The sequence below is a fragment of the Sphingomonas sp. PP-CE-3A-406 genome (genome assembly GCF_003688625.1).
In the GTDB taxonomy this organism is placed as follows: domain Bacteria; phylum Pseudomonadota; class Alphaproteobacteria; order Sphingomonadales; family Sphingomonadaceae; genus Sphingomonas.
Genome location: NZ_RCWY01000003.1, coordinates 496,862 through 520,712, shown reverse-complemented (window position 1 = coordinate 520,712; position 23,851 = coordinate 496,862). Strand labels below are relative to the sequence as shown.

Below are 23,851 nucleotides of genomic sequence, written 5' to 3'. Positions count from 1 at the left end.
CGGGAATGACGAACTAGGTAGCCGCCGCCGGGTCCTTCGGGAAGAAATGCTCGACCACGCTGTTCGCCAACCGCGACGGCCGCAGCGTTTCCGCATCCAAACAGCACCAGCTCGACTTCACCTCGGCAAGCACGTCCTCGCCGCGCTTGATGATCGTCTCGTAGAACGCGCGCGCGCCCTGAACCTTCTCGAGCAGAACGGTCGCGATGACGTCGTCGTCGAGGAACGCGGGCTTGCGGTAAGTAATCTCGTGTTTCAATGCGACCCACAGGTGCCCGGCCACCGCCTCGGCGGGCGCAAGGCGCTGCCAGTGGTCGATCACCGCGGCCTGTACCCACTTCAGATAGTTCGCGTTGTTGACGTGACCCATGAAGTCGATGTCGGCCGGCTCGATGCCGATGGCGTAGGTATGGGGAATCGCTGTTGTCACGCGTGATATATAGCATGCGAACCTGAACATAGCGATGACGGCGGCGCTTCGATACCGACAATAAACGCTATTCCAGTCGTGCCGCGCCGGCCCTAGCATCCACCTGCGCCCGCCTCTTGTGTTGCCCAAATACAACACCATCTTTCGGCCAACACCGAACCAATCCCACAGGAATTCGTCATGAACATCGACAAATTCACCGACCGCGCGAAGGGCTTCCTGCAATCCGCGCAGACCGTCGCGATCCGCATGAACCATCAGCGGATCGCCCCCGAGCATCTGTTGAAGGCGCTGCTGGAAGACGAGCAGGGCATGGCCGCCGGTCTGATTGCAGCCGCTGGTGGCGACGCCAAGCGCGCGACGTCCGAGACCGATCTCGCGCTCGCGAAGATCCCGGTCGTGTCGGGCTCAGGCGCGCAGACCACGCCGGGGATCGACAACGACGCGGTGCGCGTGCTCGACCAGGCCGAGCAGATCGCGAGCAAGGCGGGTGACAGCTTCGTCACCGTCGAACGACTGCTGGTCGCGCTCGCGCTGTCGCTCAACACCGCAGCGGGCAAGGCCTTGAAGGCCGGCGGCGTGACGCCCGAGGGGCTCAACACCGCGATAAACGGTCTGCGCCAAGGCCGCACTGCCGACACCGCGGGCGCCGAGGACCGCTATGATGCGCTCAAGAAGTTCGCGCGCGACCTCACCCAGGCAGCACGCGACGGCAAGCTCGATCCCGTCATCGGTCGCGACGAGGAAATTCGTCGCACGATCCAGATCCTCGCGCGCCGCACCAAGAACAACCCCGCGCTGATCGGCGAACCCGGCGTCGGCAAGACCGCGATCGCCGAGGGCCTCGCCCTGCGCATCGCCAATGGCGACGTGCCCGACACGCTCAAGGATCGCCGGCTGATGTCGCTCGACCTCGGCTCACTGATCGCAGGGGCGAAATATCGCGGCGAGTTCGAGGAGCGGCTGAAGGGCGTGCTCGACGAGGTGAAGGCCGCCGAGGGCGACATCATCCTGTTCATCGACGAGATGCACCAGCTGATCGGCGCGGGCAAATCCGAGGGCGCGATGGACGCCGGCAACCTGCTCAAGCCAGCCCTCGCACGCGGCGAATTGCACTGCGTCGGCGCGACCACGCTCGACGAATACCGCAAATACGTCGAGAAGGACCCCGCGTTGCAGCGGCGGTTCCAGCCGGTGATGGTCGGCGAACCGACCGTCGAGGACACGATCTCGATCCTGCGCGGGCTAAAGGAGAAGTACGAGCTCCACCACGGCGTGCGGATCACCGACGGCGCGATCGTCGCCGCCTCGACGCTGTCGAACCGCTACATCACCGACCGCTTCCTCCCCGACAAGGCGATCGACCTGATGGACGAGGCCGCGTCGCGGATCCGCATGGAAGTCGAATCGAAGCCCGAGGCGATCGAAAATCTCGACCGGCGGATCATCCAGCTGAAGATCGAGCGCGAGGCGTTGAAGCGCGAGACCGACGATGCGTCGGTCGACCGGCTCGACACGCTGGAGGGCGAACTCGTCAACCTGGAGGAGCAATCCGCCGAACTGACGACGCGGTGGAAGGGCGAGAAGGACAAGATCAACGCCGAGGCGCGGGTCAAGGAACAGCTCGATGCCGCGCGGCTGGAGCTGGAGCAGGCGCAGCGGTCTGGTGATCTCGCCAAGGCGGGCGAGCTTTCCTACGGGACGATTCCGGGGTTGCAGCGCCAGCTCGACGAGGCGGCGGGGGCGACCAAGGGCGCGATGCTGCGCGAGGAAGTGACCGCGGATGATATCGCCGGGGTAGTCAGCCGCTGGACCGGCATCCCTGTCGAGCGGATGTTGCAAGGCGAGCGCGACAAGCTGCTGGCGATGGAAGCGACGATCGGCAAGCGCGTGATCGGCCAAGCGCATGCTGTGAAGGCGGTCTCGACCGCAGTGCGGCGGGCGCGTGCGGGGTTGCAGGATCCGAACCGGCCGCTGGGGTCGTTCCTGTTCCTCGGGCCGACCGGCGTCGGCAAGACCGAGCTGACCAAGGCGCTCGCCGAATTCCTGTTCGACGATCCGTCGGCGATGGTCCGCATCGACATGAGCGAGTTCATGGAGAAGCACGCGGTCGCGCGGCTGATCGGCGCGCCTCCGGGCTATGTCGGTTACGAGGAGGGCGGCGTGCTGACCGAGGCGGTGCGCAGGCGTCCGTACCAGGTGATCCTGTTCGACGAGGTCGAGAAGGCACACGGCGACGTGTTCAACGTGCTGTTGCAGGTGCTCGATGACGGGCGGCTGACCGATGGCCAGGGCCGCACGGTGGATTTCAGCAACACGCTGATCATTCTGACGTCGAACCTCGGCAGCCAGTATCTCGCGAACATGGCGGAGGGCGACGACGTGTCGTCGGTCGAGCCGCAGGTGATGGAGATCGTCCGGTCGCACTTCCGGCCGGAATTCCTCAACCGGCTCGACGAGGTGATCCTGTTCCACCGCCTCGGTCAGGCGCACATGGCGCCGATCGTCGACATCCAGGTGTCGCGCGTCGACAAGCTGCTCGCTGACCGCAAGATCGTGCTCGACCTGACCGATGCGGCGCGCGCGTGGCTCGGCCGCGTCGGCTATGATCCGGTCTACGGCGCACGGCCGCTGAAGCGCGCGGTCCAGCGGTATCTGCAGGACCCGCTCGCCGACATGATCCTACGCGGCGAGGTGAAGGACGGCGCGACCGTGAAGATTGACGAAGGCGATGGCAAGCTCGTGCTCCAGGTCGCCTGAGCCGTCTTCGCCCGACAAAAAAAGGGGCGGCAGATCGATGATCTGCCGCCCCTTTTTCCTGGTCCCGAAGGATCGCTTACATGTCGATGGTCAGACCAACGAACAGGTAGCGACCGACAGCGTCGTAGATGCCGGGATAGGTGTTGCCGTTACCGAACGAACCGATCGGCGATGCCGTCGCGCTGAGGATCGGCGGCGTCTTGTCGAACACGTTGTTGGCACCCATGCGGAAGGTGAACTTGTCCTCGACACGCACCGTTGCGGCGAGATCGAAGTAGCTCTGGGCCTTCACGCGGGCATCACGGACGAAGAACGGACCGCTGAGATCGGAATCGCTGCTGGTGCGCTCGAACTTCGTCGCCGACAGGTAACGCCAGTTACCCGAGAAGCCGATGCCGTTCGGGGTGTTCAGCGAGATGCGCGCCTGGTGACGCCACTTGGACATCGGATAGCCGCACTGAGCGCCGAACAGACCTGCGCAATCGAACTTCGCCCCAGCCTTGTCGGAGGTGAACTTGTCGACATACGTGCCGTTGAACGAGAGCCCGATCGTGCCGATGCTGTCCGAACGGAAGGTGTAGCCAGCCGACGTCTCGATGCCCTGCGTCAACAGCGAACCGGCATTGACGTTGGTATCGACGATGAACCCGTTCGTGCCCTGGAACAGCGTGCCGTTGGCGTCGCGGTTGATCGCCCCGCAGAAGCTCTGCTGACCCGTCGCGATGCACTGTGCGATGATCGTGTCGGCACCGATGGTACCGATGCGATCGTTCAGTTTGATCCGGAAGCCATCGACCGACAGGTTGAAGCCCGGCAGGAACGACGGACGCAGGATGGCGCCGATGGTGACCGTGTCGGCCTTTTCGGGCTTCAGGTTCGGGTTGCCGCCGACCAGGCCGTTATACTGCTCCGAGGGGTTGTCCTGGACCAGACCGAAGCGGTTTGCAGGGACACCTGCGCGGGCGCACTGTGCCGCCGTGTTGCCGTTGACCAGACCGTTGACGGCCAGACCTGCGCAAGGATCGGTCGCACCGTCGATCTGCACCGACTGCTGCGCAAACAATTCCTGCGTGTTCGGCGCACGAACCGCACGGTTGTAGCCGCCACGGAAGCGGATGTCCGAGATCGGCGCCCAGACCAGTTCACCCTTGTACGAGCTTGCCGACCCTGCGGTGCTGTAGCTCGCATAGCGGTAACCGCCGCTGACGGTCAGTTCGTTGAAGAACGGGCGACCGCTGACGAGCGGGACGATGAGTTCGCTGAACGCTTCCTTGACGTCGTAGCTGCCACGGATCGGCAACGTCGCGCCGCCCTGGCCGGCGAGATCGCCGCTCAGGAAGCCGTTGTCGACTTCGAGGCTCAGCGACTCCTTGCGGTACTCGCCACCGACGTTCAGCGCGATGCCTTCGCTCGCGTACGGCGACTGGACGCCGTACTCACCGCCCCTGAAGGTCATCGACGCGTTGACGACCTTTTCCTTGTTCTCGCCCGACTGGAAACCAGGGGTCTGGACGTAGCCCAGTGCCGCCGGCGTGATGCCTGCCGCGCCGAAGATGTTCAGCGGGACGCAGCTCGGATCGGTACCGTCGACGACCGAGCGGCAGACCGCCTGACCGAGCGTCGCCGAGCCGGGACGAGTGTCGGTGATCGCATCGAGCGCACGCGTGGTCCGCGCGATCGAGAATTCGTTGCGGTACACCTGGTTGAACACGGTGCTGCCGAACTGGCCGTACGCCTCGTACGAGATGCCCTTGTCGATGTCGCCGCGGGCGCCGAGGACGTAACGGTACTGCGTGTGACGGAGATCCGCCTGGCGACCGCCGCCTTCGACGTTGCGACGACCGATCGTGACGTTCGCCTGCTGATACTGCGTGCCGTCGGGGTTGGTCAGGTTGATGACGTTGCCGTTGGCATCCCGCTTGAGGTTCGTGTTGCGGAAGAAGGTCGCCTGCTGCGCCGCCGACAGGAACGGGTTATTGCTGTTCAGGGTGTCAGTGTTGCTGAAGTCACCCGACGGGGCGATCTGCGCAACAGAGCGATCGTCCATGAACATGAACTCGGCGTACGGCTTGAACGCGCTGCTGACTTCGTAGTTGGCCAGGAAGCCCGCGGTGTAACGCGTATCGGGACGCTGGTAATAGTTCAGCGGGTTGGCGTTGTAGAGCGTACGACCGGGGGTCAGCGCACCTGCGCCGTTCAGCGTGTACTGCTGCTGCAGGCCGCTTGCTGCGCCGTTGACGACCGAATCGCCGAGCGAGAAGTTCGCTGGCGCTGCCGTGGTCGAACCGCCGCAGACATAGTCGTTGCCACCGGCGCCCGGGGTATTGAAACCGCACGAGCTGTAGTCGCGCGAACCCTGCAGGATCGCACCGATCTTGCGGTAGCCGCCGTAGCCGACGACATGGCCGCGACCGTCGCTGGTACCCGCACCGACCTTGAAGTTGATGTCGAACTGCGTGCCGTCGAACGACTGACCGGTCGGCGCCGGATAGCCGCGTGCGGTGTTCAGCGCCTTGAAGCGCGCGCTGTCGTTATTGTGGTTGTAGATGCCGCCCGAGGTATCGATGCTGAAACCCTCGTAATCGGTATCGAGCACGAAGTTGACGACGCCGGCGATTGCGTCCGAACCATAGACCGTACCAGCGCCGCCGGTCAGCACGTCGACGCGCTTGAGCAGCGACGTCGGGATCATGTTGACGTCGGCGGCCGCGCTGGCCGTGCTGCTCGACGACGGGTTGCCCGGCATCAGACGGCGACCGTTGACCAGCACCAGCGTGCGCGATTCACCGAGGTTACGAAGGTTGATCGTCGCGGTCCCGGTCGAACCGTTCGACACCGACGAGGTCTGCGACGCGAAGGCCGACGGCAGGCTGTTCAGCACGTCTTCGATACGCGTCGCGCCGCGCAGCTTGATGTCTGCTGCGTTGACGACGGTGATCGGGCTCGCCGAGGTCAGGTTCGGGTTGGAGATGCGCGAACCGGTCACGACGATGTCGCCGCCCGCCGCGGTACCCGCAGCGGCGGGGTCCTGGCTCGGCGTGTTGGAGACTGCCGGGGTCGTCGCGGCGGCACCGTCGTCGCTGCTGGTGCCCTGCGGCGCGGGAGCCGGTGCCGGCGTGGTCTGCGCGAAGGCTGGCAGAGCGACGATCGCGCCTGCGATCATCGTCGACGCCATCAGGCAGTCGCGGAACATGTGGTTGCGCATGGTTATCTTGATCCCTTTTGAATCGGCGAATGTTTCCGCCCGATACGATCCATTGTGCGACCGCGTGGTCGCCGCTGCGCGCGATGTCGCAAGACCGGACCCCGTTGTCCAAAAGAAAGTTACAAATGGGCCTCGATGCGTCGCATTGCGCGGCGGATGTCACCAAATAGCAACAACCCGCTCCGATGCTGCATTGGCGTACGACAGCGGGAGCGTCGGCGCGTCCTTGCCGCCCTCCCCGCGCCGGCCTATTCCGAGGCAGGCAAGGGGAATGAGTAGATATGCGGATCGCGGCGATTGTGGTGGCATCGGGACTGTTGGTCACGTCGGCTGGACCGGCAGCGGCGGGGGCAAAGTCGCGCAAGACCGAGCGCGCGCCGCTGTTGGTGGCGGTAACGCAGTGTCGCGCAATTGCAGAATCCGCCGCGCGACTGAAATGCTTCGACGCATCGGTCGCTGCGCTGGACGTCGCCGAGCGTAGCCAGGCGGTCGTCGTGGTCGACCAGCAACAGGTCCGCGAGACGAAACGAAACCTGTTCGGGATCAGCCTTCCGAACCTCGGCCTGTTCGGCAGCGACGATTTGCCGCAGATCGAAACGACGCTGACAAGCGCTGCGGACGATGGCGCGGGGCATTGGAGCTTCGTCATGGCGGACGGCGCGCGCTGGACCCAGACCGACGACAATATCATCGCCCGCCGCCCGCGCGCGAACGACAAGGTGATCATCAAGCGCGCCGCGCTCGGCAGCTTCCGCTTGAGCGTCGGCGGCCAACCCGGCGTGAAGGCCAAGCGCCAGAACTAAGGGCGCATCGGGCCTGTTACCAGCATCGGCCCCGTTACCAGCATCGGGTCGAGCTTGGCGTCGTTCCAGCGTAGCGCCCAGTGAAGGTGCGGGCCGGTGGCGCGGCCGGTCATGCCGGAGGCGCCGATCGGCTGGCCTTGGCGGACATGGTCGCCGGGCCTGACGTCGATCCGTGACAGGTGCAGGAAAGCGCTGTTGAGGCCCATGCCGTGGTCGATCATCAGCAAATTGCCCTCCAGCGTGAACGGGTGATCGGCCGCGAGGATGACGACGCCGTCGGCGGGCGCGGTGACGATCGTGCCGGTCGGGATCGCGACGTCGGTGCCCGAATGATAGCTGCCAGGTTCGCCCTTGTAGACGCGCTGCGATCCGAACAAGCCCGAGATGCGGCCGGTCGCTGGCCAGACGAAGGACTGTCGCCAGCCTTGCGCGTCGGTGGTACGCGCGCGGGCGGCGACGATCTGCGCGAGTTCGGGCGGGCGGAGCTTGGCGAACACGGGGTCCGGTGCAGGGAATTTGGGGAGCGTGTCGAGCCGTTCGATCCGCCAGGCTCTGGGCGCGATCGTGAGACTTTGCGTAACGATGCGACCGTCGGCCAAGGTTGCCGTGAGTGACGCTTGTGGCCCCGCATCGCGATCAAAGCCGGCGACGAAGCGACCGTCTGGGGCCAGCGCGACCGGCTTGCCGTTCAACGTGACGGTGCGCACGCCGGCGGGGGCGGTGCCAAGGATCAGCCCGCCTTGGCTGAGCGTGCCGGTCCAGCGGAATGTGGATTGGCTTGCGGTATTTAGGGGCGGCGCTTGCTGGGCGGTCGCGGTCGTTGCTGCCAGCAAAATAAGCGCCGCCGCGCGGATCATCGTGGCGCCATCGCTTCGCTGGCGGCGGCGGCGGTGGCGTAGGCTTCCTGGCGCGCGACGCTCCAGTAGCGCAGATCCTCGAGCGCGATACGGTGGCCGGTGGCGGCGCAGGCGACGTGGTCGCCGGGGCTGAGCACGCGGAAACCGTTCGCCATATAATGCAGGCGCGCGGCGCGATCGGAGTTGGACATCAGCATGGCGGGTCTTCTCTACAGCAGGGTCGGCTGGCGCGGCGCCGGATCGGGCGCGGCCTTCGCCTTGGCGGCAGCATAGGTTTTGGCGGCGGGGCGCTCAAGGCCGGTGTCCGTTACCGCGTCCACCACGCCATCGCGGAAGTGAAGCGTCAGCGTCCCCGCATCGCGCGCCGATGTGGCCGAGGCGAGCGTCTCGCCGCCGGGGCGGGCGGTGACGCGGGCATAGCCGCGGTCGAGGATCGCGTCAGGGTTGAGCGACTGGACCAAGCGCCACGTCGCATCGAGTTGCGCGCGCTTGGCTTCGAGCTTGCGTTCCAGCGTAGCGGGACGGAGCGCTGCGCCCGACCGATCGAGACTGCCGCGCGCGAGGGTCAGCCGACGTTCGAGACCGCGGTCGAGACGCTGGCCGAAGTCGTCGGCGCGCTGGCGCTGCGGCCCGAGCAACTGGTCGCGCTTCGGCAGCAACCGCGCCAGCGCGTCTAGCCGTTCGCGGCCACGCTCGACGTGACGCCGCGCACACCGCTCGGTGCGGTTGCGGTGGCTGTCGATCGTCAGCCGCAGGTCGGCGAGCACCGGCACCGCGATCTCGGCCGCGGCGGTCGGCGTCGGTGCGCGCAGGTCGGCGGCGAAATCGCACAAGGTCGTATCGGTCTCATGCCCCACGGCGGAGATGATCGGGATCGTGCAGGCGGCAACCGCGCGGACCACGACCTCCTCGTTGAACGACCACAGATCCTCGACCGAACCGCCCCCGCGCGCGACGATCACGAGGTCGGGGCGTGGCACCGGGCCGCCAGGGACGATCGCGTCGAACCCGCGGACGGCGGCGGCGATCTCGGCGGCGGAACCCTCGCCCTGCACCTTGACCGGCCAGACGATGACGTGCGTCGGGCAGCGATCCTCAAGCCGGTGGAGGATGTCGCGGATCACCGCGCCGGTGCCCGAGGTGACGACGCCGATCACCTTCGGCATGAACGGCAGGCGCTTCTTCCGCGTGCCGTCGAACAGCCCCTCGCCGGCGAGCTTAGCCTTCAATTTCTCAAGCAGCGCCATCAGCGCGCCCGCGCCCGCCAGCTCCATCCGTTCGATGACGATCTGGTATTTCGAGCGGCCCGGATAGGTCGTGAGCTTGCCGGTCGCGATCACCTCGATGCCGTCCTGCGGCACGAAGGCGAGGCTCGACGCATTGCCCTTCCAGATGACGCCGTCGATCACCGCCTGGTCGTCCTTGAGCGACATGTAGCAATGCCCGGAGGCGACGCGCTTCCAGCCCGATATCTCGCCGCGCAGGCGGACATGGCCGAATTCGCCCTCGACCATCCGCTTCAGCTTGAAGGCGAGTTCGCCGACCGACATGGCGAGTGCGTTGTCGCCGGCGACCGGCTCGGCTACCAGCCGCCCCATGTCGCTGGACACATCATCGGAAAAGGGATCGGGCATGAACGTCCTGCTGCTGGGCTCGGGGGGTCGCGAACATGCGCTCGCGTGGAAGCTGGTGCAATCTCGCGGCCTCGATACGCTGTATGCCGCGCCGGGCAACCCCGGGATCGCGCGCGTTGCGACGCTCGTGCCGCTCGATGCGACGGATCATAGCGCGGTGGTGGCGTTCGTCCGCGAGCATGAGGTCGGGCTGGTCGTGATCGGCCCCGAGGCGCCGCTGGTCGACGGACTGGCGGACTCGCTGCGCGCAGCGGACGTCCCCGTGTTCGGGCCTTCGAAGGCGGCGGCGCAGCTGGAGGGGTCGAAGGGCTTCACCAAGGATCTGTGTTTCCGCGCGAACATCCCGACCGCGGGCTATGTCCGGGTGAAGAGCCGCGAAGAGGCGGATATCGCGCTTGCCCGCACCTTCTCGCTGCCGGTGGTCATCAAGGCGGACGGCCTCGCGGCAGGCAAGGGCGTCGTCATCGCATTCAGCGCGGCCGAAGCCGATGCCGCGCTCGACGCGCTGTTCGCCGACGGCGAAGCCGAGGCGGTGATCGAGGAATTCCTCGAAGGCGAGGAGGTGAGCCTCTTCGTGCTGACCGACGGCGTGTCGCTGATGCCGTTCGGCTCCGCGCAGGACCACAAGCGCGTCGGCGAAGGCGATACCGGGCCGAACACCGGCGGTATGGGCGCGTACAGCCCTGCGCTCGTCCTGACGCCCGCCTTGGAGAAGCGCGCGATCGACGAGATCGTCGCGCCGACCGTGGCGGCGATGGCAGCGGAGGGCATGCCGTTCTCCGGCGTGCTGTACGCAGGGCTGATGCTGACGCCGCAAGGGCCGAAGCTGATCGAGTACAACGCGCGGTTCGGCGATCCCGAGACGCAGGTGCTCATGATGCGCTTCCACGGCGACCTGCTGGCAACGATGCTGGCGGTGGCGGAAGGTCGGCTTGGCGAGATGCCGGCGGCGCAGTTCAGCGATGAGACCGCGTTGACGGTGGTGATGGCGGCAGAGGGCTATCCAGGGACTCCCAAGGCTGGCGGCGCGATCGTCGGGCTGGATTCCGCGCGGGCTGCGGGGGGCACGGTGTTCCATGCCGGCACGCGGCTGGAAGATGGCGGGCTCGTAGCCTCGGGCGGGCGCGTGCTCGCCGTGACGGCGACCGGCGACGACGTCGCGACGGCACAGGCGAACGCCTACCGCGCGGTCGAAGCGATCGATTTCGCGGAAGGCTTTTACCGCCGCGACATCGGCTGGCGCGAGATCGCGCGCGGGGCTTGAGGGTAGAACGCTGATCAGCGAGACAGCGCTCCTACCCGTCATTCCCGCGCAGGCGGGAAGCCATACTGGCGAACCTCACCCTAAGATCGCAAGATTCCAAGTGTATGGATCCCCGCCTGCGCGGGGATGACGAAGAGTTGGGTGATCGAAGGAGAGAACCGGACAGGGTCGCTATCCGTCCGCCAATTAGGTCTCGCCGCCCTCCGCTCGCATCGCTACGGTATGGGAATGAACGAAACTTCCGCGACCTCCGCCTCGGGCCTGAGCCTGTTGCCCGATGGCATCGCCACGCTGACCGCGATCCACTTCACGATCATCGCCGTGGTAGCGATCCTCGTGGTGATCGGGCTGATCTGGGGCATCCGCGCCAAGCGCAGCCGCACCAAGGCCGCACACGACGTGATCGCCAACGCCGAAGAGGCGGGCGTTCCCCCCGAGCCCGTCTCGGCGAACCCTGCGGTCGAAGCGCGCGACGCCGAACCCTCCCAAACGCAGACGCAGAAGCAGGCGCAGCCGGTTGAGCCCGTTCGCGTTGCCGCGCCGCCCGAACCGGCGTCGCCAGCACGTCGCGCCCCCGAGCCGACCCCGGTCGCGCGCGCCGACGACCTGCCGAAGACGCCCGACCGTCCGGCCGCCGACCCGACGCCCGCCTCGCCGCCGTTGGACGCGAGCCCGGCTGTGGAACCCTTGCCGGCGGCGGTGCCGCCGGTCGAAGACGCTCCGGTCGAGACGCGCGCACCGGACCCGGCCCACTCCTATGGCGGCGATCCGGTGACGCAGCTGAAGGGGCTCGGCCCCAAGGTCGCGGCGCGGCTGGGCGAACTCGGCGTGTCCACGATCGACCAGATGGCGGCGTTGACCGAGAGCGAGGCTCAGTCGATCGACGCCCAGCTCGGCAACTTCACCGGCCGGATGCACCGCGATCGGTGGATCGAACAGGCGCGCCTGCTCGCTGCGGGCGACAAGGCCGGGTTCGAGGCGAAGTTCGGCAAGCTCTGATCGCGCCGCCGCACCAGGCGCACGCACCTCAGTCGAAGCGTAGGCGGTATCCGGGCGCCGACGGCGTGCGACGCCGATAGACCGCGACCCGCTTGCGCCCGAGCGGCATCTGCGCGGCCAATCGATAGTCGCGTACGAGACGCGCAACCGCGGCGGCGCGGATATCGGGTCGTTCGCCGTCATAAGCCGGCCCCATCACGACGATCTCGGGCGCGCGAGCGAAAATCCGGACGAGTTCCGCCCCCTGATCCACGCCGATCGCGCCGGTTTCGCGCGTGCGCGTCAGGTGGCTGGGGAAGACGTAGCGCGAGACCGCGCATCGCCCCGTCGCGGGATACAGCATGCTCGACGACGAATAGACGTAGAGGCAGCCGGGCCCGCGACCGACTGCGCGGACGAGCGCGGCAAACTGGGCGGGCGTGCCGCGGCGCTGGCGATCGATCACCAAGGACGCCTGCCCCGCCACCGCGGCGATCAGGATGAGCACGATCCCGACGACGCGACCGCGCGGGTGGGCGAGCAGCCCTGCCGCGATCACCGACGCGGGCAGCATCACGGGCAACGTATAATGATCGGTCCACGGCGGCAGCAGCGCGAACGCCAGCAGCGCGGCGAGCAGCCATCCGGTCAGGAAAACGCGCGACCCGGCGATGCGCTCGGCAGGCGCCGTCGGGGATTTTGCCGTCGCCAGCCCTACCGCCGCCATCGCCAGCAACGGGAACAAGATCACGGCGGCCTTCGCCAGGTTGGCCAACTCGGCCGCGATCGGATCCGGCTTGCGGGCGAAGATCGATTCGAAGTTCGCGAAGGTGAAGGCGGCTAGCGCGCCGAGATGCGCATAGACGGCGACGGCGACGATCGTCGGCAGCACCGCCAGACCTGCGAGCACTGCGCCGCGACCGAGAACGGCACCGATCTTTCGTGCCCCAATCTTCGGCACGGGGGTCTCTCGCGTACGTCGCCAATCGTCGAGCATCAGCCATAGCCCGAAATACATCCCCTCGAGCGCAACGGTGTATTTGATCTGGATCGCCAGTCCGACCAGCAGCATGGCGACCGCCGCGCGCCAGAACGTGGCGCCGCGCCGATCGACGATCAGCCAGACGGCAAGCGCCATCGCCAGATTGTAGAAGACCGGCGTCTGCCCGCCCTGCCCCCCGGCGATCGTGATCCAGACGAGATAGGCGATCCCCGCGAGCGTCCCGCCGCGTGTCCAGCCCGCGACGTCGGCGAGCCGTGCGACGATCACCGCGGTGGCGGCGGCGCAGGCGAGCGCCATCGCCTGGTACAGCCAGATCCCCGCAGCAAAGGGCAGCGCGCCCGGTACCGCGTAGAGCAGGAATACGCCGATCGGCTTGCGATCCCAGATGTCGACGAACGGCAGCGCGCCGTCGATCATCGCGCGGCCCGCGGCGAAGTAGAATTCCTCGTCGGTATACAGGATCGGGTTGCCGAGCGTAATCAACCGCGTCGCGATCGCCACCGCGACGAGGATCGCGAGACGGTACGCCATCGCTGGCGCCCGCTTGGTTGCCGACAGCTCTGCCATACCGGTGCTCAAGGTTCGATCGCGCAGACGCCGCCGCCCGCCGACGGCGCCAGGGCGCGCCAACAGGTCAGGTCTGACTCACCAACAACTTGTCGATGCGGCGGCCGTCGAGGTCGACGATCTCGAACTTCCAGCCCTGTTCGACGAAGCTTTCGCCCTCGCCCGGCAGGTGACGGAACACCGACAGCGCGAGGCCCGCGACGGTCGCGTAGTCGCGATCCTCGGGAAGGTCGATACCGAGCCGGTCGGCGAGCGAATCCGCCGCCATCGTGCCTGCCACCAGCAAAGAGCCGTCGTCGCGCACCACGACCGAAGGCGCGTCGTCCGGATCCGAGTCCGACTTGAACTCGCCGGCGATCGCCGCGAGCAGGTCGGCCGGCGTGACGATGCCTTCGAAATGGCCGTACTCGTCGTGGATCAGCGCCATCGGCACTTCGGCCTCGCGCAGCGCGAGCAACGCGTCCATCGCGTCGATCTGGTCGATCACGACGGGCGCTTTGCGCATCAGCGCGCGCAGGTCGATCGGCTCGCCGCGAAACAGCGCCGCGGCGATGTCGCGCGCCTGGACGACGCCCTTCACCGCGTCGATCGAGCCTTCGCCGACAGGTAGGCGAGTGTGCTGCGAGGCGAGCAGCGTCTCGCGGATCTCGTCGGGCCCCCAGTCGCAGTCGAGCCAGTCGATCTCGGTACGCGGCGTCATCACTTCGCGCACCGGGCGATCCGCAAGGCGGACGACGCCCGAGATGATCGAGCGCTCGTGCTCCTCGATGATCCCCGATTTCGACGCCTCGGCGACGATCATGTGGAGTTCTTCGGCGGTGACGTGCTCTTCCGATTCGCGGTTGAGCCGAAGCGCGCGAAAGATGAGCGCGCTGGTCGAATCGAGCACCAGCACGATCGGCGCGGTGCCGATCGCGAGCCAGCGCATGACGGGCGCCATGAACGACGCGATCGCCTCGGGCGCGCGCAACGCGAACTGTTTCGGCACGAGCTCGCCGATGATCAGCGACGCATAGGTCGTCAGGCCGATGACGATCGCGAACCCGGCGGTTTCCGCGGTCGAGGCGGACAGACCCCAGGCCTGCAACCGTGCGGCGGTCGGCATGCCGAGGCTTGAGCCCGAATACGCACCCGCGAGGATGCCGATCAGCGTGATGCCGATCTGGACGGTCGAGAGGAACTTGCCCGGGTCGGCGGCAAGCACCAGCGCGGCGCGCGCGCCTTTCTTGCCTTGGCGCGCCATCGCCTCGAGCCGCGCTTTCCGCGCGGAGACGATCGCGAGTTCGCTCATCGCGAACACGCCGTTCAACGCGACGAGCGCGAGAATGATCGCGACGTCGATCCAGGGGAAGGGGGGAAGCGGTGCCATTGGCTCACGCGCTCTTTGCAGGACAACGGTCCGTCGCACAACCGTCCTTGCGCATGCTCGACATTACGCGCCGAAGATGATCTGGCTCGGTTCGGTGCGCAGGCGGAACAATCGTCGCGACACCGGGTTATCGGCCGTATCGGGCATTAGGCCGTCATTCGTCATGTCTCAGGGAGTTTATCGATGAAAACCAAGATGTTCGCAGGCGCTGCACTCGCCGCGCTGATCGCCACCAGCGGCTGCACCACCGATCCGGAGACCGGTCGCCAAACCATCTCGAAGACAGCCCTGGGCGGTATCGGCGGCGCGCTCGGCGGCTATCTGCTCGGCGACGTGGTCGGCGGGCGGCATGATCGGACCGAGAAGCTGCTCGGCGCAGGCATCGGTGGTCTCGCGGGTGCGGGCATCGGCGCGTACATGGACAAGCAGGAGCGCGATCTGCGCGCGCGCACCGCGGGCACCGACGTGCAGGTCATCCGTCAGGGCGACGATCTGGTGCTCAACATCCCGTCGGGCATCACCTTCGCGTATGACAGCGCCAACGTGCAGCCGCAGTTCCAGCGGACGCTCGACCAGGTCGCGGATACGCTGGCGCAGTACAACCAGACCTATGTCGACGTGTACGGCCACACCGATTCGACCGGCAGCGATGCGTACAACCAGACGCTGTCGGAGCGTCGTGCGCGGTCGGTCGCGGATTATCTGTCGGGCCACGGCGTACAGGCGGCACGTATCGGTACGCGTGGTTACGGCAAGACGCAGCCGATCGCGTCGAACGATACCGATGCGGGCCGGGCTGCGAACCGTCGCGTCGAGGTCAAGATCGTGCCGATCACGCAGAACGACCTGCGCCAGTAAGGGGCTTTAGGGGGCTGCGGGCGTTTTAGGTCCGTCGGCCCTCCCCACACATCGTCATCCCCGCGCAGGCGGGGATCCATATCCTCGGCGGTCAGCGGTTCTAGCCGACAGGCTAGCCAGTATGGGTCCCCGCCTGCGCGGGGATGACGGGTGAGTAGAGCGCGAAAGACGCCGCGGTCAGAACAGTCGCCCGCCGTTCGGGACCGGTCCGGTCGGCGAGATCAGCACGACCTTCCCATCCGCATCGGGGAAGCCGAGCGTCAGGACTTCGGACATCATCGGGCCGATCTGGCGCGGCGGGAAGTTGACGACCGCGGCGACTTGCCGCCCGACCAAAGTCTCAGGCGTGTAATGCTCGGTGATCTGCGCGGACGAGCGCTTCACGCCGATCTCATCGCCGAAATCGATCCGCAGCTTGATCGCGGGTTTGCGCGCCTCGGGGAAGGGTTCGGCCTCGACGATCGTGCCGACGCGGATGTCGACCTTCTCGAAGTCCGCAAACGCGATCACTTCAGAAATCGACATTGTCGTAGTGCGCCGGGGGTGAGATCAGCTCCATCCGTTCGGACAGCAGCGGGCGGAAGCTCGGACGGCTCTTGAAGCCGCGATACCAGCGCGCGGTCTGGTCGTGGCCCTTCCAGTCGATCCCGCCGAGATAATCGGTGACCGAGATCTGCGCGGCAGCCGCAAGATCGGCTAGGCTCATCGTCGCGCCGCCGAGCCAGTTCCGGTGATCGAGCAGGTAATCCATATAATCGAGGTGCCCGACCGCGGCCTTCATCGCTTCACGGAGCCCCTTGGCATCAGGTGCGGTACGGTGGGCGAGGCGCTTGACCATGCGTTCGTGAAGCAGCGGTCCGGTGACGTCGCGGTAGAAATGCGTGTCGAACCACGTGACCAGCCGGCGGATTTCGGCGCGGTTGGTCGCGGTGCCGTTGATCATCGCCGCCTTCTCGACGGTTTCCTCGAAGAATTCGCAGATCGCCATCGAATCGATGAGGGGAGCGACGCCGCGCGACGCGTCGACCATCACCGGGGTCTGGCCGGCGGGGTTCATGTCCATGAACTCGTCGCGGCGATCCCAGGGCGATTCGCGGACGAGTTCGTAACCGATCCCCTTCTCGCCCAGCAGCAGGCGCACCTTTCGCGAGAAGGGACACAGGGGGAATTGATAAAGCTGCCACATGCCATCCGTTTAGGCTGTGGGGGGCGGGTGTGTCACTAGCGCCGGTTGGGTGGCGTGGCGTTTGTGGCGATAAGATTTGTTCGCGCAGAGGCGCAGAGAGCGCGGAGGTGTTGCGCTTGTTGCGAAGCCCGCATTTCTGCAACGCGCGTTGGAGTGCAAGCAACCGTTCTGGGCGAAACCCCCTCCGCGCCTCTGCGCCTCTGCGCGAAACCAACTTACTACACCACCCCGGCGAAGGCCGGGGCCCAATTGGGGGACGTCGCTAACGAAGGACGGCGCTCCGTTATTGTGACCTTGCCAATTGGGCCCCGGCCTTCGCCGGGGTGGTACATTGCAGCCGAGGCTACTCTGCAGCCACCAACTCCGCGCTGTCGTCGAGCGGGTGGCTCAGACGGGTGAGCATTTCCTTTGGCACGATCTGCCAGAAATGGCCGGCCACCCGGTCCCAGTCCTCCAGCAGGCCCTTCGACCATTTGCTGTCGGTGTGATCCGCATGATCGCGCACCAGGTCGAGCAAGACGTCAGCCCAGTGGAGCGACTTCACGCGATCCCAGGTGATGTTCTCCGGGTTGGCGCGCTTCGCGAAGACGCCGTCGGGATCGTAGACGAACGCCATGCCGCCGGTCATGCCCGCGCCGAAGTTCGCGCCGACCGCACCGAGCACCGCGGCGATGCCGTTGGTCATGTATTCGCACCCGTTCGCGCCGCAGCCTTCGACGACCACGATCGCGCCCGAGTTGCGGACCGCGAAACGTTCGCCCGCCTGCCCCGCCGCGAACAGCCGGCCCGAGGTCGCGCCATAGAGCACGGTGTTGCCGATGATCGTGTTGTCCTGCGACGCGAGCGGCGAACTCACCGCCGGGCGGACGATGATCGTGCCGCCCGAGAGCCCCTTGCCGACATAGTCGTTCGAATCACCGAACACTTCCAAGGTGATGCCCTTGCACAGGAACGCGCCGAGCGACTGCCCAGCCGACCCCCGCAGACGGATCGTCACGTGGTTGTCCGCCAGCGTCGACATCCCGAACTTCCGCGTGATCTCGCTCGACAGCCGCGTGCCGACCGCGCGGTGCGTGTTGCGCACCGAATAGGTCAGCTGCATCTTCTCGCCGCGCGAGAACACCGCGGACGCGTCCTTGATGATCTGCGCGTCGAGGCTGTCGGGGACTTCGTTGCGGAAGGTCGACAGGCTGAACCGGCGCTGCGAATCGTCGGCATCGACCTTCGCCAGGATCGGGTTGAGATCGAGATCGTCGAGATGCTCCGCCCCGCGGCTGACCTGACGCAGCAGTTCGGTGCGGCCGATCACGTCGTCGAGGCTCTTCACGCCGAGCCGCGCGAGGATGTCGCGGACCTCCTCGGCGATGAAGGTCATCAGGTTGATCACCTTCTCGGGCGTGCCGACGAACTTCTGGCGGAGCGCGTCGTTCTGCGTGCAGATGCCGACCGGGCACGTGTTCGAATGGCATTGCCGCACCATGATGCAGCCCATCGCCACCAGCGACAGCGTGCCGATCCCGAACTCCTCCGCGCCCAGGATCGCGGCGATGACGATGTCGCGCCCGGTCTTCAGCCCGCCATCGGTGCGCAGCCGCACGCGCCCACGCAGGCCGTTGAGCGTCAGCACCTGGTTGACCTCCGACAGGCCCATTTCCCACGGCGTGCCGGCGTACTTGATCGAGGTCTGGGGCGACGCGCCGGTGCCGCCGACATGGCCGGCGATCAGGATCACGTCGGCATGCGCCTTCGCCACGCCCGCCGCGACCGTGCCGATCCCCGCCGACGAGACGAGCTTCACGCACACACGGGCGCGCGGATTGATCTGCTTCAGGTCGTAGATGAGCTGCGCGAGATCCTCGATCGAGTAGATGTCGTGATGCGGCGGCGGCGAGATCAGCGTCACGCCGGGCGTCGCATGGCGCAGCTTGGCGATGAACTCGGTGACCTTGAAGCCGGGCAACTGGCCGCCCTCGCCGGGCTTGGCGCCTTGTGCGACCTTGACCTCGATCTCCTCGCACGCGTTTAGATATTCCGCGGTGACGCCGAACCGGCCGCTCGCGACCTGCTTGATCGACGAGTTGGCGTTGTCGCCGTTGGCATACGGCACGAAGCGCGACTTGTCCTCGCCGCCCTCGCCCGACACGGCCTTTGCGCCGATCCGGTTCATCGCGATCGCCAGCGTCTCGTGCGCCTCGGGCGACAGTGCGCCGAGCGACATGCCGGGCGTCACGAAGCGCTTGCGGATCTCGGTGATCGCCTCGACCTGGTCGACCGGAACGCCCTCCGCGGGGAAGTTGAACTGGAGCAGATCGCGCAGATACACCGGCGGCAGATCGGACACGCCGCGCGAGAATTGCAGGTAGCTCGTATAGCTGTCGGTCGCGACCGCGGTTTGGAGCAGATGCATCAGCTGCGCGGAATAGGCGTGCGTCTCGCCGGTATGCCGCTGGCGATAGAAGCCGCCGATCGGCAGCGTCGCCACCGCCGGGTCGAACGCCGCTTCGTGCCGGTCGGTCGCGTTGACGTGGAGCGAGGCATAGCCCTCGCCGCTGATCTTAGCGGGCATGCCGGGGAACAGGTCGTTGACGAGGCTCCGCGACAGACCGACCGCCTCGAAATTATAGCCGCCACGGTACGACGAGATGACCGCGATGCCCATCTTCGACATGATCTTGAGCAGCCCCTCCTCGACCGCGACGCGGTGGCGGCGGAGGCATTCGGCGAGGTCGAGATCGCCGAACAGCCCGCGCGACTGGCGATCGACGATCGCGGCTTCGGCGAGATAGGCGTTCACAGTGGTCGCGCCGACGCCGATCAGCACCGCGTAATAATGCGTGTCGAGGCACTCGGCCGAGCGGACGTTGATCGACGCATAGGAGCGCAGGCCGCGGCGGACGAGGTGCGTGTGGACGGCGGCGACCGCGAGCACGCCGGCGATGCCGACGCGGTCTTCGCTGATCGCCTCGTCGGTGAGGAATATCTCGCTCTTGCCCTGGCGGACGGCTTGCTCCGCTTCGTTGCGGATCCGCTGGATCGCTGCCCGGAGCTTCTCGGGGCCGCCGCCGACGTCGAACGTGCAGTCGATCTCGGCGACCGCGTTACCGAAATGCGCCTTCAACCGCGACCAATGCTCGCCCGTCAGGACCGGCGAATCGAGCACGAGGACGCGCTCGCGCTGGTCGCGCACGTCGAGGATGTTGGCGAGATTGCCGAACCGCGTCTTGAGCGACATCACGTGGCGCTCGCGCAACGGATCGATCGGCGGGTTGGTGACCTGCGAGAAGTTCTGGCGGAAGAACTGGCTGATTAGCCGCGGCTTGTCCGAGATGACCGCGAGCGGCGTGTCGTCGCCCATCGACCCGATCGCTTCCTTCGCGGATTCGACCATCGGCGACAGGATCAGCTCCATGTCCTCCATCGTCTGCCCCGCCGCGACCTGACGGCGCGCGAGTTCGGCACGGTCGTAGCGGACGATCGCGTCCTCGACCGAGGGCAGGTCGGCGAGCGTATGGAATTCGCCGATCATCGCGGCGTAATCCGCCTCCCCCGAGATGCGATCCTTCACTTCGCGATCCTGGAGCAGGCGACCTTCGTCGAGGTCGACTGCGATCATCTCGCCCGGCCCGAGCCGGCCCTTGGCGACGATCGTCGATTCGGGAACGACGACCATGCCGCTCTCGGAGCCGACGATCAGCAGGCCGTCGGAGGTCAGCGTGTAGCGAAGCGGACGCAGCGCGTTGCGGTCCATGCCCGCGACCGCCCAGCGGCCATCGGTCATCGCCAGCGCGGCGGGGCCGTCCCACGGCTCCATCACCGACGCGAGATACTGGTACATCGCGGTATGCTCGGGCGGCATGTCCGGGCTGGCGGCTTCGGGGACGAGCATCAGCTTGGCGGTCGGCGCATCGCGGCCCGAGCGGCAGATCGCCTCGAATACCGCGTCCAACGCAGCGGTATCGGACGCGCCGGCGGGGATCACCGGCTTGATGTCCTCCGAATTGTCGCCGAACGCGAGGCTCGCCATCCGGATCTCGTGGCTGAGCATCCAGTTCTTGTTGCCGCGGATCGTGTTGATCTCGCCGTTATGCGCGAGGCAGCGGAACGGCTGCGCCAGCCACCATTGCGGGAAGGTGTTGGTCGAATAGCGCTGATGAAAGATCGCGACGCGGCTCTCGAAGCGTTGGTCGCACAGGTCCGGGTAGAACACCGACAGCGATTCGGCGAGGAACAGCCCCTTGTAGATGATCGAGCGGCACGACAGCGAGCAGATGTAGAAGCCCTGGATCTGCGCCGCGATGACGCGCTTCTCGATCCGGCGGCGGACGAGGTACAGCGTCTTCTCGAACTCGGCGGCGTCCTGCTCCTCGGGCAAGGGCCCGGCGATCATGATCTGCTCGATCTCGGGGCGCGTCGCCTGCGCCTTCTGGCCGATCACCGACACGTCGACCGGCACCTGCCGCCAACCATAAATGGTGTACCCGGCCTCGATGATCGCGCTCTCGACGATCGTCCGGCAATCCTCCTGCGCGCCGAGATCGGTGCGCGGGAGGAAGATCATGCCGACGGCCAGGCGGTTCGGGCGCACCTTGTGGCCCGAGGCCGCGACCGCGTCGTCGAAGAAGCGCAGCGGCAGGTCGATGTGCAGCCCTGCGCCATCTCCCGTCTTGCCGTCGGCATCGACCGCGCCGCGGTGCCACACGGCTTTCAGCGCATCGACCGCGGACTGCACGACGCGGCGCGACGCGCGGCCATCAGTGGCGGCGACGAGGCCCACGCCGCACGCGTCGCCCTCGAATTCGGGGCGGTACATGCCGTGCTCGGCGAGACGGGCGCGTTGATCGGTGATGAAATCGGTCATCGTCACTTCTTCTTCTCTTCGGGCGTAGCCGCCTGCTTGGCGAATTCGGCGACATCGGCCTGCATGTGCGCCATCGAGGATTGCATCATCGACCGCTGCCAGGCGGCGACGTCTGGGTCGGCCATGATCGTCAGCGATTGCTGCATGTACGCGCGACCGCTCGGCGTCGCGAAGAACGCCTTGATGTCACGGCATTGAGCGACATCGAAGCGGCGCGCATAGGCGCGCGCCATCGCCTCGACCATGCCCGGCAATCCGTCGCGCATCAGCGTCATCGTGCGCGCCTGCTGCCGTTCCAGAAAGGTGGCAAACCGCGTCTGCATCTCCGGATGGTCCGCCATCGCGCTGCTGAACATCGGGCTCTGCGCCATGCCCTGCTGCAGATTGCCGAGCATCGGCGCGATCATGCTCTCGATCATCCGTTCACGCGATTCGGGCGGCATCAGCACGTTAATCAGCTCGCGCGCTGCCGCGAGGCGGGCCGGATCGGGGGCCGTGACGGCGACTGGCGATGCCTGCGCATGCACCGCCGACGGCAACATCGCGCCCGCCAGCAGCACTGCCCCGAGAAACCCGTGCCTCATGCCGCGACCTTTGCAGTCTGCGCCTTGGTCTTCAGCCATTTGTGCATCGTCGCGGCGACGTCGCGGCCGTCGCGGATCGCCCAGACTACGAGGCTCGCACCGCGGACGATGTCGCCCGCTGCGAACACGCCGTCGAGCGAGGTCATCAGCGTCTTGCCGTCGACCAATACGGTGCCCCAGCGGCTCACGCCCAGTTCCGGCGTTGCGAACAAGGTCGGCAGGTCCTCGGCGTCGAAGCCGAGCGCCTTGATTACGAGATCGGCGTCGACCGAATAGTCGCCGGCGGGATCGGGTTCGGGGGCGCGGCGGCCGCTCGCATCGGGGGCGCCGAGACGCATCTTCCGGACCTTGACGCTCGACACCACGTCGCCGCCGTCGAAACTCTGCGGTCCGGAAAGCCAGACGAACTCGACGCCCTCCTCCTCGGCATTGGCGACTTCGCGCTGCGATCCCGGCATGTTGGCGCGGTCGCGACGGTAGAGGCACTTCACCGACTTGGCGCCCTGGCGGATCGCGGTGCGGACGCAGTCCATCGCGGTGTCACCGCCGCCGATCACGACGACGTCCTTGCCCTCGGCATTGAGGCTGCCGTCGTCGAACGCCGGGACCGCGTCGCCGAAGCCCTTGCGGTTCGACGCGACGAGGAAGTCGAGCGCCGGCACCACCCCCTTCGATCCGCCACCCGGCAGGTCCATCGCACGCGCCTTGTAGACGCCGGTCGCGACCAGGATCGCGTCGTGGCGTTGGCGCAGATCGTCGAGGCTCGCATCGTGACCGACCGCAAAGCCTTCGTGGAAGACGATACCAGCGGCCTTGAGGCGCTCTACGCGACGCATGACGATCGGCTTTTCGAGCTTGAAGCCGGGGATGCCATAGGTGAGCAACCCGCCCGCGCGGTCGTAGCGGTCATAGACGTGGACGTCGTAGCCATGCCCGCGCAGATATTCCGCCGCGGTGAGACCAGCCGGCCCCGCACCGATCACGCCGACCGACTGGCCGCGCGATTTGCCCGGCACCAGCGGTTCGACCCAGCCATTTTCCCAGGCGGTATCGGTGATGAACTTCTCGACCGAACCGATCGTGACCGCGCCGTGCCCGGTGAATTCGATGACGCAATTGCCTTCGCACAGCCGATCCTGCGGGCAGATCCGGCCGCAGATCTCGGGCATGGTCGAGGTCGCGTTGCTCAGCTCATACGCCTCGCGCAGCCGCCCTTCCGCTGTCAGCCGGAGCCAGTCGGGAATATGGTTATGCAGTGGGCAATGGACCGAGCAATACGGAACGCCGCACTGCGAACAGCGTCCGGCCTGTTCCTCGGCGGGCTCGACCGCGTATCGCTGTGCGATCTCGCGAAAATCGTCCTGCCGCTCATCTGCGGTGCGCTTGTCGGGATAGGATTGCTCCCGGCCGACAAATTTGAGCATCGAATCGTTCGCCATGATAGCCTCCGACAGCCGCGTTATTGCGCGATCGAAGGCTTGTCACGACCAAATCA

17 protein-coding genes are annotated in these 23,851 nt (G+C 66.7%); 5 read left to right on the top strand and 12 right to left on the bottom strand.

The window, feature by feature from the left end; genetic code table 11:
- Nucleotides 1–13 precede the first annotated feature (13 nt).
- The gene (locus C8J44_RS14370; protein ID WP_121905471.1) at nt 14–430 is read right to left on the bottom strand and encodes a thioesterase family protein; all 417 of its coding nucleotides are present in this window, start codon (nt 428–430) and stop codon (nt 14–16) included.
- Between the two features lie 180 nt (nt 431–610).
- On the opposite strand from C8J44_RS14370, the gene clpB reads away from it, so the two are divergent.
- Nucleotides 611–3,190 carry an ATP-dependent chaperone ClpB gene (gene clpB / locus C8J44_RS14365; RefSeq protein WP_121905052.1) on the top strand — a complete coding sequence of 860 codons (2,580 nt, stop codon included), beginning with the start codon at nt 611–613 and terminating at the stop codon, nt 3,188–3,190.
- A 76-nt stretch (nt 3,191–3,266) separates the two neighbouring features.
- Here the strand turns inward: clpB and C8J44_RS14360 are convergent, their stop codons facing one another.
- The gene (locus C8J44_RS14360; protein WP_121905051.1) at nt 3,267–6,395 is read right to left on the bottom strand and encodes a TonB-dependent receptor domain-containing protein; all 3,129 of its coding nucleotides are present in this window, start codon (nt 6,393–6,395) and stop codon (nt 3,267–3,269) included.
- Between the two features lie 281 nt (nt 6,396–6,676).
- Between C8J44_RS14360 and C8J44_RS14355 the strand changes: the two genes are divergently transcribed.
- Nucleotides 6,677–7,198 carry a hypothetical protein gene (locus C8J44_RS14355; RefSeq protein WP_121905050.1) on the top strand — a complete coding sequence of 174 codons (522 nt, stop codon included), beginning with the start codon at nt 6,677–6,679 and terminating at the stop codon, nt 7,196–7,198.
- Here C8J44_RS14355 and C8J44_RS14350 read toward each other — a convergent pair.
- From C8J44_RS14350 to xseA, 3 genes are read right to left on the bottom strand one after another with little or no spacing between them, the layout of a single operon-like run.
- Nucleotides 7,195–8,055, bottom strand: a complete 861-nt coding sequence (locus C8J44_RS14350) for a M23 family metallopeptidase (protein ID WP_121905049.1) — start codon at nt 8,053–8,055, stop codon at nt 7,195–7,197. The genes C8J44_RS14355 and C8J44_RS14350 overlap by 4 nt on opposite strands.
- A complete protein-coding gene (locus C8J44_RS14345) occupies nt 8,052–8,252 on the bottom strand; it encodes a DUF2093 domain-containing protein (protein WP_055881745.1) in 201 nt (66 codons plus the stop codon). The genes C8J44_RS14350 and C8J44_RS14345 overlap by 4 nt, the downstream gene beginning before the upstream one ends.
- A gap of 12 nt (nt 8,253–8,264) precedes the next feature.
- Nucleotides 8,265–9,689, bottom strand: coding sequence for an exodeoxyribonuclease VII large subunit (gene xseA / locus C8J44_RS14340; protein ID WP_121905048.1), 1,425 nt, complete (start codon nt 9,687–9,689; stop codon nt 8,265–8,267).
- On the opposite strand from xseA, the gene purD reads away from it, so the two are divergent.
- Together purD and C8J44_RS14330 are read left to right on the top strand one after the other, a co-directional pair.
- Nucleotides 9,688–10,953: a phosphoribosylamine--glycine ligase gene (gene purD, locus C8J44_RS14335; protein ID WP_121905047.1), complete on the top strand. Its 1,266-nt coding sequence runs from the start codon at nt 9,688–9,690 to the stop codon at nt 10,951–10,953. The genes xseA and purD overlap by 2 nt on opposite strands.
- Before the next feature lie 228 nt (nt 10,954–11,181).
- Complete coding sequence (locus C8J44_RS14330) at nt 11,182–11,952, top strand: hypothetical protein (RefSeq protein WP_121905046.1); 771 nt, start codon at nt 11,182–11,184, stop codon at nt 11,950–11,952.
- A 28-nt stretch (nt 11,953–11,980) separates the two neighbouring features.
- Here the strand turns inward: C8J44_RS14330 and C8J44_RS14325 are convergent, their stop codons facing one another.
- Nucleotides 11,981–13,513 (bottom strand): hypothetical protein, encoded by a 1,533-nt coding sequence (locus C8J44_RS14325; RefSeq protein WP_259466876.1) that lies wholly within the window; start codon nt 13,511–13,513, stop codon nt 11,981–11,983.
- Nucleotides 13,514–13,568: 55 nt separating this feature from the next.
- Nucleotides 13,569–14,870, bottom strand: a complete 1,302-nt coding sequence (locus C8J44_RS14320) for a hemolysin family protein (protein ID WP_121905045.1) — start codon at nt 14,868–14,870, stop codon at nt 13,569–13,571.
- 183 nt (nt 14,871–15,053) lie between these two features.
- Between C8J44_RS14320 and C8J44_RS14315 the strand changes: the two genes are divergently transcribed.
- Nucleotides 15,054–15,728: an OmpA family protein gene (locus tag C8J44_RS14315; protein WP_121905044.1), complete on the top strand. Its 675-nt coding sequence runs from the start codon at nt 15,054–15,056 to the stop codon at nt 15,726–15,728.
- A gap of 177 nt (nt 15,729–15,905) precedes the next feature.
- On the opposite strand, the gene C8J44_RS14310 is transcribed toward C8J44_RS14315, so the two are convergent.
- From C8J44_RS14310 to C8J44_RS14290, 5 genes are all read right to left on the bottom strand, one after another.
- Nucleotides 15,906–16,253 (bottom strand): tRNA-binding protein, encoded by a 348-nt coding sequence (locus C8J44_RS14310; RefSeq protein ID WP_121905043.1) that lies wholly within the window; start codon nt 16,251–16,253, stop codon nt 15,906–15,908.
- Nucleotides 16,240–16,914 carry a glutathione S-transferase family protein gene (locus C8J44_RS14305; RefSeq protein ID WP_121905042.1) on the bottom strand — a complete coding sequence of 225 codons (675 nt, stop codon included), beginning with the start codon at nt 16,912–16,914 and terminating at the stop codon, nt 16,240–16,242. The genes C8J44_RS14310 and C8J44_RS14305 overlap by 14 nt, the downstream gene beginning before the upstream one ends.
- 343 nt (nt 16,915–17,257) lie before the next feature.
- Nucleotides 17,258–21,772 carry a glutamate synthase large subunit gene (gltB, locus tag C8J44_RS14300; RefSeq protein WP_121905469.1) on the bottom strand — a complete coding sequence of 1,505 codons (4,515 nt, stop codon included), beginning with the start codon at nt 21,770–21,772 and terminating at the stop codon, nt 17,258–17,260.
- Between the two features lie 2 nt (nt 21,773–21,774).
- Nucleotides 21,775–22,356 (bottom strand): DUF2059 domain-containing protein, encoded by a 582-nt coding sequence (locus C8J44_RS14295; protein ID WP_183128796.1) that lies wholly within the window; start codon nt 22,354–22,356, stop codon nt 21,775–21,777.
- Nucleotides 22,353–23,795 carry an NAD(P)-dependent oxidoreductase gene (locus C8J44_RS14290; protein ID WP_121905040.1) on the bottom strand — a complete coding sequence of 481 codons (1,443 nt, stop codon included), beginning with the start codon at nt 23,793–23,795 and terminating at the stop codon, nt 22,353–22,355. Before C8J44_RS14290 ends, C8J44_RS14295 begins: the two co-directional genes overlap by 4 nt.
- Nucleotides 23,796–23,851 lie beyond the last annotated feature (56 nt).